The sequence below is a fragment of the Kitasatospora sp. NPDC001095 genome, from assembly GCF_053598615.1.
Map to the genome: position 1 here is coordinate 19,752 of NZ_JBSFKQ010000040.1, position 14,570 is coordinate 34,321.

Annotated in this window: 10 protein-coding genes; 3 read left to right on the plus strand and 7 right to left on the minus strand. The window is 75.8% G+C overall.

Features of this window, described 5'->3' with window-relative positions; genetic code table 11:
* Positions 1-119: 119 nt before the first annotated feature.
* The 4 genes from mycP to ACWDBB_RS26695 all read right to left on the minus strand — a co-directional run bounded on the left by mycP (position 120) and on the right by ACWDBB_RS26695 (position 4,071).
* Complete coding sequence (gene mycP, locus ACWDBB_RS26680; RefSeq protein WP_449792015.1) at positions 120-1,406, minus strand: type VII secretion-associated serine protease mycosin; 1,287 nt, start codon at positions 1,404-1,406, stop codon at positions 120-122.
* A gap of 83 nt (positions 1,407-1,489) precedes the next feature.
* On the minus strand, positions 1,490-1,780 hold the full coding sequence (locus ACWDBB_RS26685; protein WP_449792016.1) for a WXG100 family type VII secretion target: 291 nt from the start codon (positions 1,778-1,780) through the stop codon (positions 1,490-1,492).
* Between the two features lie 119 nt (positions 1,781-1,899).
* Complete coding sequence (locus ACWDBB_RS26690) at positions 1,900-2,205, minus strand: WXG100 family type VII secretion target (protein WP_392884231.1); 306 nt, start codon at positions 2,203-2,205, stop codon at positions 1,900-1,902.
* A gap of 180 nt (positions 2,206-2,385) precedes the next feature.
* Positions 2,386-4,071, minus strand: coding sequence for a type VII secretion protein EccB (locus ACWDBB_RS26695; protein WP_449792017.1), 1,686 nt, complete (start codon positions 4,069-4,071; stop codon positions 2,386-2,388).
* 186 nt (positions 4,072-4,257) lie between these two features.
* On the opposite strand from ACWDBB_RS26695, the gene eccE reads away from it, so the two are divergent.
* The 3 genes from eccE to ACWDBB_RS26710 all read left to right on the plus strand — a co-directional run bounded on the left by eccE (position 4,258) and on the right by ACWDBB_RS26710 (position 8,701).
* On the plus strand, positions 4,258-5,685 hold the full coding sequence (eccE, locus tag ACWDBB_RS26700) for a type VII secretion protein EccE (protein ID WP_449792018.1): 1,428 nt from the start codon (positions 4,258-4,260) through the stop codon (positions 5,683-5,685).
* Positions 5,685-6,452: a hypothetical protein gene (locus ACWDBB_RS26705; protein WP_449792019.1), complete on the plus strand. Its 768-nt coding sequence runs from the start codon at positions 5,685-5,687 to the stop codon at positions 6,450-6,452. Before eccE ends, ACWDBB_RS26705 begins: the two co-directional genes overlap by 1 nt.
* Positions 6,453-6,583: 131 nt before the next feature.
* Entirely contained in the window at positions 6,584-8,701 is a 2,118-nt protein-coding gene (locus ACWDBB_RS26710) for a MinD/ParA family ATP-binding protein (protein WP_449792020.1), read from the plus strand.
* A gap of 72 nt (positions 8,702-8,773) precedes the next feature.
* Here the strand turns inward: ACWDBB_RS26710 and ACWDBB_RS26715 are convergent, their stop codons facing one another.
* From ACWDBB_RS26715 to truB, 3 genes are all read right to left on the minus strand, one after another.
* Positions 8,774-9,718, minus strand: coding sequence for a bifunctional riboflavin kinase/FAD synthetase (locus tag ACWDBB_RS26715; RefSeq protein WP_449792021.1), 945 nt, complete (start codon positions 9,716-9,718; stop codon positions 8,774-8,776).
* Positions 9,719-9,783: 65 nt separating this feature from the next.
* A complete protein-coding gene (locus ACWDBB_RS26720) occupies positions 9,784-13,437 on the minus strand; it encodes a serine protease (protein WP_449792022.1) in 3,654 nt (1,217 codons plus the stop codon).
* A 192-nt stretch (positions 13,438-13,629) separates the two neighbouring features.
* Positions 13,630-14,559, minus strand: coding sequence for a tRNA pseudouridine(55) synthase TruB (truB, locus tag ACWDBB_RS26725; RefSeq protein ID WP_392921599.1), 930 nt, complete (start codon positions 14,557-14,559; stop codon positions 13,630-13,632).
* Between the last annotated feature and the right edge of the window lie 11 nt (positions 14,560-14,570).

Here is a 14,570-nt window from a genome sequence, read left to right on the forward strand (position 1 = left end):
GCCCTGCCCCCGTGGTCCGCCCTCCCTGACACTTCATCGATGCGGCGGGCGGGCGGCGGTGTTACAGGGGTTCCGGCGGATTCCCGGCGGGTCGCCGGGCGGCGGGCGGAAGCCGCGGGTCAGGAGGAGGACTTGCGCCGGTGGTCGCGCAGCACCACGCCACCGCCGATCAGCAGCGCGACCAGCAGCGCGCCGACACCGAGGACGTACGTCGCGGTGCGGCCGTCGCGGTCGGCCTGGGTCTCGCCGAGGCCCACCGGGCGCGGCACGATCGGCGCGGCGGCGAGCTGCACCGGGGCGTCCGGGACGGGCGCGAAGGGCGCGTCCACGGGGGCCTTGGTGACGGCCTTGACCGGGTCCACCACGCCCCAGCCGATGAACGTGTCCGGGTCGCGCTGGGTGCGCTGCGCGCTCTGCTCGATCCAGGCCCGCACCTGGGCGGCCTTCCAGTTCGGATGGGCGCCCCTCAGCAGCGCGGCGAGCCCGGAGACGTAGGGGGCGGCGAAGCTGGTGCCGTTGTCCACGCACTGGCCGCCCCCGGGGACGGTGGACAGCATGTCGACACCGGGCGCGGCGACCTTCACGAAGCTGCCGTACTGGGAGAACGGCGCGCGCTCGTTGTTGCGGTCGGAGGCGCCGACGGCCAGCACGGTCGGGAAGGCACCGGGGTAGGTGTCACCCTCCTTGCCGTCGTTCCCGGTGGAGGCGACCACCACGACGTTGTTCGCCTCGGCGTACTCGACGGCGGCCTTCAGGTCCTGGTAGCCGCCGAAGCGGGCGTCGCCCGCACCGCGCACGTCCTGGGAGATGTTGATGACCATGGCGCCCCTGCCGACCGCTTCCCTGATCGCCTGGACAAGGGTGGAGACGTCGCCGTTGCCGTCGCTGTCGTTCTGCCGGATCGAGAGGATCTGGGCGTCGGGGGCCAGCCCGACGAAACCGGTCTGCTTGCTGACGCGGGCGGCGATGATGCCGGCCACCTTGGTGCCGTGGCCGACCGGGTCCTCGGTCGACGCGCCCTTGATCGCCTCCTTGGTCTCCCGGTTGACCAGCAGGTTGGGGCCCGCCTGGACCTTGTCGACCATCTGCTTGCCCTCGGGGTCGGCCCGGACCTGGCCCCCCAGTTGCGGGTTGCTCTGGTCGACCCCGGTGTCGATGACCGCGACCTTCACGCCCGCACCGGTGGTCTTCCCGTCCTGCCACAGCTCGTTCAGCAGCAGGCGCTGCAGCGACCACGGCACGGTCTGCACGTCGGGCGCGGGCTTGGGGCAGTCGCCGGCCGCGGCCAGGCCGGGCCCGCTGTCGGCGTACGCCGGGGCGGCGAGCGGGCCGCCCAGCACCGCGAGCGCGGCGATCGCCGCGGCCGCCTTCCGGTACCCGTGTCGGGACACCCTGCCACCCCTCATGTCGTCCACCCGTGCCGCGCGCCGGGGGCGGGTGCCCGGAATCCGGGTACCCGCCCCCTGTCGTTCCCTACGGAACCCGAACGTCAGCCCCAGAGCTTGGTGTTGGCGTCCTCGGTGGTCCGGTAGCTCTGCGCGGCGTTCTCGAGCGAGGTCGCGATCTGCGCGCAGACCTGCTGGAGGTCGTTGGCCTTGGCGTCCCACTTGGCCTGGTGGGCCTGGTAGCCCTGCTGGGCCGCACCCTGCCAGCTGGAGGCGATGCGGGTCACGTTGCCCTTGAGGTCGTTCAGCAGGTGGTCGATGCGGCTCGCCGAAGCCTTGACCTCCTCGGCCGCCTGGTGAACGGTCTGGAAGTTGACGAGGATGTGTTCGGACACGTTGTCTCCCTTACGAGGATGAGGAGCGCCGCGCGGTCAGCGGCGGGCGCTCCGCAGAGCGGTGGAGCGGGACAGAACGGCGGTCGGCGCAGGTGCGGCGATCAGCGCGGATGCGGTGATCAGCCCTGGGCCGAGGAGAACATCGCCTTCTGCTCCTCTTCGGTGCTCGCGTAGTGCTTGGTGGTCATCTCGATCGCGTGCTTGATCGCGTTGAGCGACTCCTTGAGGCTCGCGATGTCCTCGTTGACCCGGTTCTGCAGGTTGGTGTAGGCCGTCGCGGCCTGGCCCTGCCAACCGCTGGTGATGCCGGTGACCGTGCTGATCAGCTTGTTCTTCTCAGCCTCGATCTTGCCGATGGCCTCTTCGATCTGCTTGGCGAAGGCCAGCATCTCCTGCGCGGTCATCGTGAACTGACCCTGAGCCATGCTCCACGTCCCCCATGAGACAACATTTGCGTGTACGGAGGGCCCAGCGGGCCGACCGTCGCATCACCTGTGTGATGTCCAGCAGCACTGTAGTCGGCACACGCAACTCACCCAACACCGATCACCGAGTAGTTACCAGACCATGACACTGGGACCAATTCGGTTACCGCGCTTGGCCGATCAGGCGTTCTGCGGCTGGGCGGCGCTCTTCGCCGTCAGCGGCGGACCGGCCGGAACCAGGTTCGACCACTCCTTCGGCACCGGCAGCGGCTGGACCCCCTGGTAGCCCAACCTCGCCTGGTTGCCGCCGGGTTCGTCCTGCTGCTGCCCCGGCTCCTGGGACGGCGCCCCGGGGGTCGGCGTGGCGGTGGGCTGCGGCGCCGACGGCTTCGGGGAGCCGCTCTGGCCGGGCTGCGGCGAGGCCGCGGGGCGCTGACCGCCGTCACCGTTGGACGGGACGGAGTAGCGCAACCCGGTCTCGGTGATCAGGAAGTCGGTCCCGGAGCCGGCGGCCGCGTTGTCCATCGAGCGGTAGAACAGCCCGTGACCGGGGGTCACGTACGCCGCCCCGGCACCGTTGTTGTACGGCGCGGGGTACGAAGTCCCGGCCCAGACACTGCGCTTGGCCGTGCTGCCGTCCGCGGCGACACCGTCGTAGGTGCTGCACACGACCATCCGGGCGTCCTGGCGGTCCTGCCAGTTGTTCACCGGCGCACCGGTCTTCAGCGGCCAGTCCGGGGCGGTGCCCTTCAGCGGGACGTCGCCGCCCCACTGGGCGTTGTCGGCCGGGGTCATCTCGTCGCTGCGCGGCTTCTTGTCCTGGTCGTACTTGTAGAGCATCTGGTACGCCGGGTTCTGCCGGATCAGCTCCGCCTGGAACGGGGTGACCAGGAAGAGCTGGTCCTTGCCGACCACGTAGTGGCGGTCCTGGTAGTGCACCAGCCGGCCGATCCGGCGGTCGGCCGGGTTGCTCAGCTCCACCTTGGAGTTGGCGCCCTGAGTGTCGGCGACCGCCTCGACCTGCGGGAAGGTGATCGGGGTGGCGTTCACCAGGGTGTCCAGCCAGTCCCGCTTGACCCGCTGCGGCACCGCGTTGGGCCCGAACACCGCGGTGACCAGCGCCTTGCGCTCCTTGTCGTCCGCCTGCGGCGAGCCGATCGGGTGCTTGCGCCCCTGGGCGTCGACCAGGAACAGCGCGGCGCCGCCGGCGGCCGGCTGGCCCGGCGCCGGCGCGGCCGAGATCTGCTGCTCGTCGGCCTGCTGCACCAGCATCAGCTGGTCCGGGCCGAGCATCCGGTCCTTGGCCGCCAGCGCCGCCGCGTCCGCTCCGGCCGCCACGAACACCGCCTGGTTGACCGTCTCCTGCTTGTCGTCCGAGCCCGGGCGGTCGCACACCGCCCACTTCATCGGCTTGCTGGCGTTGTCCGTGGTCGGCAACTTGTCCGGCGCGTAGGGGATCCCGATCGTCGGCCCGTGGTTGGGATAGCGGTCGAGCACCCCGTCGTCCACCACCACGACCTTGGCGCCCGCCGGCAGCACCAGCCGCGCCGAGGACATGTTGAGCACCTGGTGCAGCCGCTTGGTCTTCTGGTCCTGGTCGGTGAGCACCACGTACCGGGTGGTCGACTGCTTGCCCTGGATGATGTTCTTGCCGTCGTCCCACTTCACCGGCGCACTCGGTTTGAAGACCCCCCAGATCCCGAACCCGGCCACGAACACGGCCCCTGCCAGCACACTCGGCAGCACCGCCTTCACCGGACGCGGCGCGTCCTCGTCGCTGCCGCCGCCGGCGGGCAGCAGGAAGGCGCCCACCGTGCGCTTGCGGGCGAAGGTGTACGCGTTCAGCTCGTCCCGGCGCGATGCCATACCTCGTCGTCCCCCTAGTCAGACGTCGTCGGGCCTCCTCGGACCGACCTGCCCCGTGGTCACCCGCCGGGCACGAACCGGCGCGAACCCTCTACGATGCGGCAGCAGACGGTGAGTACGGTACGGGTACGGTCCGCGACACAGCCAGCCGGGCCGCGACAACGGATCAGAGAGGGCCACCGGGGGATGCCAAGCCAGACCGCTCCAGGACGCCGCCGCAGCGCGGGCGGCGGGAGGCCGCGCCGGGCCGGCCGGGCGCAGCGCAGCGCGCCGCCGACCGGGACGGGAACGGGGACCGGGCCCGCGAGCACGGAACCGCAGCCGACCGGCACCGTGGGCGGCGGCGCCGTCCAGGTGCGGGTCAACCCCCGACCGGGGCTGCTGGGCGGGCGGTTGAAGCTCCAGCAGCTCGTCCTGGTCGAGGTCGCGGCGGCCCTGGTCGCGGTCGGCTGGACGATCAGCCGCACGGTCGCGGCCGGCTTCGGCGCGGTCGCGCTGGTGCTGGTCCTGCTCGCGCTCGTCCCGGTGCGCGGCCGCACCGTCCCCGAGCTGCTGCTGGTCCGCGCCGCCCTCAAGTCCCGCCGCGGGCAGGCCAGGACGCTGCTGCCGCCGGCCGGCACCGACCCGGCGCTGGCGCCGGCCCTGGAGCTCGAACCGGGTCTGCGCACCTGCACCCACGCCACCGAGGCCGAGTTCGGCGGCCGCCCGGTCCGCCGGGAGACCGGCATGGTCGGCGACGGGACCTTCCTCAGCTCGGTGCTGCTCGTCCAGGCCAAGGACCAGCCGCTGCGCCCGGCGCGCACCGCCCTGCCGCTGCCGCTGGACGTGATCTGCTCGGCGCTCACGGTCGACGACATCACCCTGGAGTCGGTGCAACTGGTCCAGCACACCCAGCCCGCCCCGGCCCAGCACCTGCCCGACCAGTCGCTGGCCGCCCGCGCCTACCGCGAGCTGCCGGACGGCACCGCCACCCCCGGGCTGCGGCTGACCTGGATCGCCCTGAAGCTCGACCCGGAGCGCGCGGCGACCGCCGTCCGGGCCCGCGGCGGCGGTGAGGAGGGCGCCCGCAAGGCGCTGCAGCGGGTCACCGACCAGCTGGCCGGCCGGCTCAACAGCGCCGGCTTCAACGCGACCGTGCTGGACGAGCGCGAGCTGATCGCCGCGCTGGCCATCTCCACCTGCGCCAACCCGATCGCGGTGGCCGGCCGCCAGGGCACCGGCAGCGGCGGCGGCACCACCCGCCGCACCCAGGAGGGCAACCGGTTCTGGCGCATCGACGACCGCTGGCACACCACCTACTGGATCTCCCGCTGGCCGCAGCTGAGCCGCCCCGGCGGCGCCCCCGGCCGGATCGCCGCGCCGGACCTGGTCAACCTGATCACCGGCTCCCCCGCCCTCGCCAGCACCTTCAGCCTGACCGCCGGGCACGGCACCGGCGGCTCGGTGACGGTCAGCGGGCACCTGCGGGTGACCGGCCGCAACGAGAGCGAGGTCGGCGACATCGGCCGCCTGGTGGAGACCCGGGCCCAGAGCACCGGGCTCGGCCTCGTCCGGCTCGACCTGGAGCAGGCGCCCGGCATGCTCGCCACCCTGCCGCTCGGAGGGGCCTCCTGATGGCGTACCAGACCTACCCCACCACCGGACCGCAGCCCGGCACCGAGCAGCGCCGGGCCCGGCCGCGGATCCTGCCCGGCTTCGGGCTGCGCGGCCCGCGCCGGGAGAAGCACGTGCTGGAGCCCGCCGACCTCGCGGCGCTCTCCTTCCCGGTCGGCGACGACGGCGTGGTGATCGGCGTCGACCCGCAGGGGCTGCCCGCGGTGCTCGGCCTGTTCCGCCCGACCTCGTACGACCTGGTGCTCGTCGGCGGCATGTGGACGGCCCAGGTCATCGCGCTGCGGGCGGCCGCGATCGGCGCCCGGGTCGCGGTGGAGACCGCCCGCGGACAGCTGTGGGGCCCGATGGCCCAGGCCGCCGGCGGCGGCCAGCCGTGCGTGACGATCCACCAGGTCGGCCGACTCGGCCCGCAGGGCGCCTCGGTGGCCTCGCCGGTCCTGGTGGTGCGCGACCTCGGCGCCCGCCCGCCGCGCAGCCGGCTCTCCGCCGCGCCCTGGCAGACCACACTGACGCTGCTGCCCTACCTGGGCCCCAACGCCTCCCGGGTGCTGAACGCGGCCGACCTGGTCGGCGTGCAGCGGATCTCGCCGCAGGAGGCGGAACTGACCGGCCGGGTGCTGTCGCTGCCGCCGGAGGACGTGGCCGCGCTTCCCACCCTCGGCGACGACCTCACCCTGTGGGCGACCCGGATGCGGCGACAGTACGTACGGGCCGTGGCCGGGCAGGCCGAACAGCAGGTGCTCGGCGGGCCGCGCCGGATGGACTGAGCGGCGGCTCGCCGCACCGGGCGGGCCGCCGGGGAAGCGAAGCCGCCTTCAGCGGGGGTTGCCGTACGGCCTAGTCTTTGATGCGGCAACGGCACCGCTGAACAAGCGGCGGCGAACACGAGGGAGCCAGAGTGAGCAGCGATCGGGACGGCGTCTACGTCGGCGACAACGCGGCAGAGGACGACGACGACTGGTCGGACGCGCCTGACTACACTCCCCCGTCCTGGTACGTGCAGACCGAGCCCACGGGGGCTTCCGGCGCGGCCGCGCCGGCCGCTTCCGCACCGGCCTCCCCCGCTCCGGCCGAGCCCGACGCGCCGGCGCCCACCGTCGTTCCGGGGCAGGCCCAGCAGGCTCCGGGGCAGGCCCAGCAGGATCCGCAGCAGCAGGCCCACGCCCCGGTGCCCGGCCAGGCCGCCGCCCCGGCGGCCGAGACCGCGCCGACCGCCACCCCCGTCGCCCCCGTTCCGGCGCCCGCTGCCACGCCCGCCACGCCGGTGCAGGCCGAGGCGCAGCACGTCCCGTTCCCGGTCGCCGCCCCGGCCCCGCCGGTCGCCGAGCAGCCGCAGGCCGGCGCCCCGGTCTGGCCGACGCCGGAGGCCGCGGCGCAGCAGCCCGTGGCGCAGCCGTACCCGGCGGCGGGGCCCGCAGCGGCCGCGCAGCCGGGGCAGCCCGTCCAGCCGCAGAACTTCGCGCAGCCGCCGGTCCAGCAGGCCCCGCCGCAGCACCCCCAGGATCCCCAGGGCCCGCCGGCGGGCTGGGACCCGCAGGCCGCGTGGGCCGCCCAGCAGGCTCAACAGGCCCAGCAGCCCGTCGCCCCCCAGCAGCCGGGCCCGCAGGCCCAGCCCGGCCAGCCGCAGCCCGGCCCGGTGGATCCGCGCCAGGGCGGCTGGCCGCAGCCCGTCGCGTACCAGCAGCCGGCGCAGCCGCAGCCCGGCCCGCAGGCCCAGCCCGGCCAGCCGCAGCCCGGCCAGCCGTTGCCGGGGCACCCCGGGCAGCCGTGGCAGCAGCCGCAGGCCCCACAGCCCAGCGCCTTCCAGCAGGCCGCCGCCCCGCAGCAGACCGCGCACGGCGCACCGCTCGGCTACACCGCGGCCGTCGAGCTGTCCTCGGACCGGCTGCTGCGCAGCCAGCCCAAGCAGCAGCGCCAGCAGCCGCGCTTCCAGTTCGGCGGCAAGGCCGCGGCGGCCGAGAAGGCCCGCAAACTGGAGGTCATCCGCACCCCGGTGCTGAGCTGCTACCGGATCGCCGTGATCAGCCTCAAGGGCGGCGTCGGCAAGACCACGACCACCACCGCGCTCGGCGCGACCCTGGCCAGCGAGCGCCAGGACAAGGTGATCGCGATCGACGCCAACCCGGACGCCGGCACCCTGGGCCGCCGGGTCAAGCGCCAGACCGGCGCGACCATCCGCGACCTGGTGACGGCCATCCCGCACCTGCGCAGCTACATGGACATCCGTCAGTTCACCTCGCAGGACCTGAACTCGGGCCTGGAGATCCTGGCCAACGACGTGGACCCGGCGGTCTCGACCACCTTCAACGACTCCGACTACCGCCAGGTGATCGACGTGCTGGGCCGCCAGTACCCGATCATCCTGACCGACTCCGGCACCGGCCTGCTGTACAGCGCGATGCGCGGGGTGCTGGACCTGGCCGACCAGCTGATCATCGTCTCCACCCCCAGCGTGGACGGCGCCTCCAGCGCCTCGACCACCCTGGACTGGCTCTCCGCGCACGGCTACGCCGACCTGGTGCAGCGCAGCATCACGGTGGTCTCCGGGGTGCGCGAGACCAGCAAGATGATCAAGGTCGAGGACATCGTCGCCCACTTCCAGACCCGCTGCCGCGGCGTGATCGTGGTGCCGTTCGACGAGAGCCTGGCGGCCGGCGCCGAGGTCAACCTCGACATGATGCGGCCCAAGGTCCGGGAGGCCTACTTCGAGCTGGCCACCCTGGTCGGGGAGGACATCGTCCGGGCCCAGCAGGCCGCCGCCCAGCAGGCCGGCTGGCAGCAGCAGGCCCAGCCGCAGCCCGGCTACCCGCAGCCGTACGCCGACCCGCGGCAGCCCCAGCCCTACCCGCAGCAGGCGGGCCGGCCCGCCCCCGGGGCGCCGTGGGCCCCGCAGCCCGGCCAGGCCCCGCCGCCCCCGCCCGGGTACGGCTACCCGCAGCAGCCCGCTCCCGGGGCGCCCTGGCCGCAGCAGCCGGGCCCGGGCTACGGCTACCCGCCGCAGGCACCCCAGCAGTGAGACGGCGGAAGGGGCCCACCGACACCCGGTCGGTGGGCCCCTTCCGGCGTCCCGGCGCTCAGACGCCGTCGGTCAGACGCCGTCGGTCAGCTCGCGGGCCCGCTTGACGTCGTCGGCCATCCGGTCCAGCAGCGCGTCGATGGAGTCGAACTTCTCCATCCCGCGCAGGTAGGCCAGGAAGTCCACGGCCACGTGCATCCCGTACAGGTCCAGGCCGACCCGGTCGATGGCGTACGCCTCCACCGTGCGGGCGGTGCCGTCGAAGGTCGGGTTGGTGCCGACCGAGATCGCCGCCGGCATCTTCTCGCCGTCCGCCGTCAGCCAGCCCGCGTACACGCCGTCGGCCGGGATCGCGCTGTGCGGCACGGTCTCGACGTTGGCGGTCGGGTAGCCCAGCTCGCGGCCGCGCTGCGCGCCGCGCACCACCACGCCCTCGACCCGGTGCGGGCGGCCCAGCACCTCGTTGGCGCCGGCCATGTCCCCGGTCTCCACCAGCCGGCGGGTCAGGCTGGAGGAGAACGGCTCGCCGTCCCCGGCCGTGCCGCACACCTGGAGGTCGACCACCTCGACCTCGAAGTCGTCCGCCCGGCCCAGTTCGCCGAGCAGCGTGACGTCCCCGGCCGCCCGGTGCCCGAAACGGAAGTTGGGGCCCTCGATGACGACCCGCGCGTGCAGGGCGTCCACCAGCACCTGCCGGACGAAGGCCTCCGGGGACTCCTGGGAGAACTCGGTGGTGAACGGCAGCACCAGCACCGCGTCCACGCCGAGCTCCGCGATCAGCTCGGCGCGGCGCGGGTGCGGCGCGAGCAGCGGCGGGTGGCTGCCCGGGCGGATGACCTCGCGCGGGTGCGGGTCGAAGGTCACCACGACCGCGGGGATGCCGAGTTCGCGGGCCCGCTCGACCGCCCGCCCGATGATCAGCTGATGTCCGCGGTGCACCCCGTCGAACGAGCCGATGGTGACGACGCTGCGTCCCCAGTCCCCGGGGATCTCCTCCAGGCCACGCCAGCGCTGCACCTGACCGCTCCTTGTTCCGTACGGTGCGTACCCTCTGTACGCTCAAACGCTCAAAACCCGAACCCCTATAGCGTGCCATGCGCCTGCCCCGGCTCAGGCACCGGAATACGGGTTGAGCCCGCCGAGGGCCCCGTCGACCGCCCGGGCACGGCCCGTTCGGCCTCCTCGGCGGCGTACCGCGCGTCCCGTCCGGCCGCCGCCAGGGCCCGCATCCGGGCCGGCCCGGGGTCGTCCTGGGCGGTCGGCACGGCACCGGACGGCCACCGGGCGAGCAGCCGGGCGAAGGCCGCCGACCGCCCGGCGCAGCGCACCAGCAGCTCGTCCGCGCCCGCCAGCCCCTGGGCGGCCCTGGCCAGCACCGCACGGGCCCGGGCCGGGTCCTCGGCCGCGCAGTGCTCGGCGAGCCGCTCCACGACGGCGGTCAGCACCGCCGGGTCGGTCTCGGTGGCGAGCAGGGCGTCCAGCAGCTCGCGGCGCAGCGCGTCCGCCGCCGGGCCGGCCACCGGGACGGACAGCGCCTCGGCGAACGGCCGCCGGACCGCCGCGCTGCGGTCGGCCAGCGCGGCGCCGAGCAGCATCCTCAGCTCCGGCCGGCCGCCCGGGCCGACGGCGGCGGCCCGGGCCAGCCGACGGCCGAGGTAGTCGACGGCGACCGGACCGGCCAGCGCCGGGTTCCCGCGCAGCAGCCCGGCGGCCAGCTCGGCGCCCCGCCGCAGGGCCGCCGGGGCGGTGGCGTCGGCCAGCACCCGCAGCGTCTCGGCGGGGGCCGCGCCGGGGGCGGCCGCCCGGTCGGCCAGCGCGGCCAGGACGGGTTCCGGGTCGCTCTCCAGGGCCGGGCCGAGCGCCCGCGGGGTGAGGAAGGCGTCGCCGCCGGCCCGGAACCGGGCGAGCGCGGCCGGCAGGTACTCCGCCCTGGTCACCGGATCGCCGACCAGCAGCGCCAGCGCCGCCCCGTGCAGACCTGGCTCGTCCTCGCGGGCGAGCAGGGTCAGCGCGGTGTACCGCAGCAGCTCGACCCCGGCACCGGAGGCGTACGGGGCCGTCCGCAGCGCGTGCACGGCGGCCGCGACGTGCCGCTCGGGCCGCCGGTCGTGGCTCCAGCGGTCCACCGCGCGGCAGAGCGCGGACGGCTCCTCGGCGGCCAGCACGGTGAGCAGCGCGTCCGCCCGCGGGTGCGCGGCGGCCGCCAGCGCGTCGGCCAACTCGTCCAGGGCGAGCCGACGGTGGGCGTGCAGCAGATCGTGGGCGATGTCGGCCGTCGTGCGCCCGGAGCGCCCCGGCAGGCCGTGCTCGTCCTCGAACCAGGCGCAGAGCAGCGGGAACACCGCGACCGGGTCGGCGCGCAGCCGCTCCGTCACCACGGCGAGGAAGCGCTGCCCGGGGCCGTCGGCGGGCACCAGGCGGCGCAGCAGGGCGAGTTCGGTCTCGACGGGCAGGCCGAGACCGGTCCAGAAGGCCGGGCCGAAGCGGCCGAGTCCGGCCGCCGGGAGAGCCACCGCACCGGCGGCACCCGCCCGTTCGGCGATCCGGGACGCCAACTGGTCGAGCAGGGCCAGGTGCTCGGAGCGGTCCGGGCTGGCGGCGAGGCCCGCGGCGAGCAACCGGGCCGCCCACCAGGCGGGTTCGCTGCCCGGCGGGCGCAGGTCGAGGGCGCGCCAGATCCGGTGCAGCCACGGGTCCAGGGCGCCGGCGCCCCAGGTCTCCGCCACCCGGCGCAGTGCGGCGGCGACCGGGCCGATCCGGTGCCGGGCGACGGTGTTCACCCCGGCCGGCTCCCCCACTGGGTGGCCGCCGGGCTCCCGCGCCTCGTCGGCGGGCCACGGCGGGGTGTCCTCGGCCTCGCCGAGCAGCAGCCGCAGCGCCGCGTCCAGGTCCAGGTGCCGGCCCTGCAGCCAGTCCGCGAACTCCCCGTGGGCGAAGCGGAATCCGGGCCCGGCCGGGACGAACAGGCCCTCGGCGAGCACCGCCGTGGCCCAGCCGCCCTCGACCGGGAACAGCTCCTCGAAGACGGCCCGGTCCAGCCCGCCGCCCGACCGGTCGCCGAGCATCCGCCGGGCCGCCTCGTGCACCCGTCCGGCCACCGCCGCCGCGAGCCGGCGCACCCGGCGGTGCCGCGGCCCGCCCGGGCGCACCGCGCCCCGCCGGTGGGCGCCCGGGCGGCGCGGCCGGCCGTCCTCGGCCAGCCGCTGGGCCACCCGCAGGCAGCGCAGGTCCAGGACGGCGCCGAACAGTTCGCTCCGGCGCACCGGCCCGTCGTGCAGCCCCTGCGCCCACAGCTCCCCGGCCAGCCGGACGGCCAGCGGGTGCCGGGCGTCCTCGGCGGCGGCCGGATGGCCCGGCGGCAGCCCGTACCGGCGGCGCACCCGCTCGGCCGCCTCGGGGGGCAGCGGGCCGAGCCGCTGCCCGGCCAGGCTCGGCCCGCCCGCGCCGCGGCCGTCCATCCGCACGGTGGGGGCGCTGCCCAGGTCGCCGTCCGGGTGCGGCTCCTCCGTGCGCCGGGGGCCGGGGGTGCCGTTCCCCCAGGTCTCGGCCGCGAGCAGCTCCCACAGCTCCTCCCCGCAGGCCGTCACCAGCCTGGCCCCGCAGCCGGTCAGCCACTGCCCGGCGCCGCGCAGCCAGTGGGCGTCCACCGGCAGCGGGGCCTCCTCCGGGCCGTCCAGGACCACCAGCAGCGGCCGGCCGGCCGCCGCGCACAGCGCCGCCACCGGCTCGGGCGCGGGCGCGGGGGCGCCGAGGACGGCCGCCGCGGCGGCCAGCGCGCGTTCCACCGGTTCGGCGAGCGAGCGGTCCCCGGCGCGCAGGTCGGCGCCGCGCAGCCAGAGGGTGGGCAGCGGGTGGGCGCCGCCGGTGCGGCGGGCGGCCAGCGCGGCCAGTTCGGTGGTGCGCCCGCTGCCGGGGGCGCCGACCAGCGCGGTGACGGTCGCGACCGGCTCGTCCCCGGCCAGGCCGTCCGGCCGGTCCACCCGGTCGGCGGCCAGGTGGGGCAGCCGGCCCGGTCCGGCGCCGGCGGCCGCCACCTGGGCGGCGGTCAGCCGCAGCACCCCGGCCAGGTTGAGCGCCGGGCCGTAGCAGGGCACCGCCGCCGCGTTGCTCGCCAGCAGCCCGGCCAGCACCTCGGCGGCGCCCGTTCCACCCGGAGGGCCGTCCCCGACCGCCGCCGCGCCCACCGGCACGGCCGGCAGTGCCCCGCCGTGCCGGGGCCCGCGCACGGCGGGCGCGGCCAGGGCGACCACGGCCCCGCTGCGGGCGTCCAGCACCGGCGAGCCGGCCGGCACCGCGACCCCGCCGACCACCGGCACGTCCAGCAGCAGCACCCCGGCCGACCGGTGCCCGCCGTGCGCCGCGCCGGCGACGCCGAGCAGTCCGCAGCGCAGCGCGACCACCCGTCCGTCCTCCCCCGCCAGCGCGGGCAGCAGCACCTCGGGCCCGGCGACGGCGGCGGCCAGCGGCAGCGGCGGCACCGGCAGCCCGCCGACCGCCTCGGTGCGCAGCAGGGCCAGCCCGTGCCCGGGCAGCGCCAGCACGGCGTCCGGGCCGAGCACCCTGGTCTGCCCGCCGGGGGTGTGCAGGACGACCCGGTCCAGTCCGGCCACGCTCTCGTGCGCCGTCAGCACGACCCCCTGCGGGTCGGCGACGAACCCCAAGCCGTGCAGCCGGCCGTCGAGGTCGCGGATCCGCAGCAGGTACCGCCCCGGATCGCCCTCCGGAAAACCCGGCATCTCGTGCCCCCTCGGCCATCGCTCGCCCGCCGCCCGAAGCCTGCCCGCCGAGGTGCCCGCCCGACCGCGCCCGCGCCGCTCACCACGGGCGTTCACTCCGCGCGCTCCCTCGTGCGGGTGAACGACGTCCGGGAACGGCGGAGCCCCCGTCGGGGTGAATCCCGACGGGGGCTCCGAACGGCGACCGGACCGTCAGCCGACGAAGACCGCGACCGGCTTCGCCTGCCCGCCCTGCTCCTCGACCAGCGCCAGGAAGCGCCCGTCCGGCCCGAACACCGCGATCGGCCCGTCCACGCCCATCCCGGGCGCCTTCAGCCGGGCGCCGTGCGACAGCTTCTGCGCCGAGGCCTCGTCCAGGTCCCAGCGCGGGAAGGCGGCGGCCGCGGCGTCGGCGATCGGCAGCACCTCCAGCGGCTTGGCGGACTCGCCGGTGACCTCGGCCTCCAGCTGCTCCAGGGTGCGCGCCGACTCGACCCCGTACGGCCCGACCTTGGTGCGCCGCAGCGCCGTCAGGTGCCCGCCGACGCCCAGTCCGGCACCCAGGTCCCGGGCCAGCGCCCGGATGTAGGTGCCGGAGGAGCACTCGACGGTGACGTCCAGGTCGATCACCGGGGTGCCGTCCTCGGCGACCGCCGCGCGCTGCTCGTGCACGCTGAAGGAGTGGATCGTGGTCGGCCGGGCCGCGAGCTCGAAGTCCTCGCCCTCGCGGACCCGGGCGTACGAGCGCTTGCCGTCGATCTTGATCGCGCTGACCTTGGACGGCACCTGCATGATCTCGCCGGTGAGCGCCGCGATCCCGGCGTCGATCGCCTCCCGGGTGACGGCGTCGGCCGGGGTCGAGGCGGTCACCTCGCCCTCGCGGTCGTCGGTGACGGTGGTCTGGCCGAGCCGGATGGTCGCCTCGTACGTCTTGGCGGTGAGCATCAGGTGTCCGAGCAGCCGGGTGGCCCGCTCGACGCCGATCACCAGCACGCCGGTGGCCATCGGGTCGAGGGTGCCGGCGTGCCCGACCTTCCGGGTCCCGGCCAGCCACCGCAGCTTGGCGACGACCCCGTGCGACGTGATGCCCTCGGGCTTGTCGACGATCACCAGGCCGTCCGGGCCGGTGCCTTTGCGCTTCATCGGGTTCTTTC

Bases quoted from the DNA above. Each gene is read 5' to 3' on its own strand.
- mycP (WP_449792015.1), bottom strand. From the start codon at position 1,406: ATGAGGGGTGGCAGGGTGTCCCGACACGGGTACCGGAAGGCGGCCGCG.
- ACWDBB_RS26690 (WP_392884231.1), bottom strand. From the start codon at position 2,205: ATGGCTCAGGGTCAGTTCACGATGACCGCGCAGGAGATGCTGGCCTTC.
- ACWDBB_RS26695 (WP_449792017.1), bottom strand. From the start codon at position 4,071: ATGGCATCGCGCCGGGACGAGCTGAACGCGTACACCTTCGCCCGCAAG.
- eccE (WP_449792018.1), top strand. From the start codon at position 4,258: ATGCCAAGCCAGACCGCTCCAGGACGCCGCCGCAGCGCGGGCGGCGGG.
- ACWDBB_RS26705 (WP_449792019.1), top strand. From the start codon at position 5,685: ATGGCGTACCAGACCTACCCCACCACCGGACCGCAGCCCGGCACCGAG.
- ACWDBB_RS26720 (WP_449792022.1), bottom strand. From the start codon at position 13,437: ATGCCGGGTTTTCCGGAGGGCGATCCGGGGCGGTACCTGCTGCGGATC.
- truB (WP_392921599.1), bottom strand. From the start codon at position 14,559: ATGAAGCGCAAAGGCACCGGCCCGGACGGCCTGGTGATCGTCGACAAG.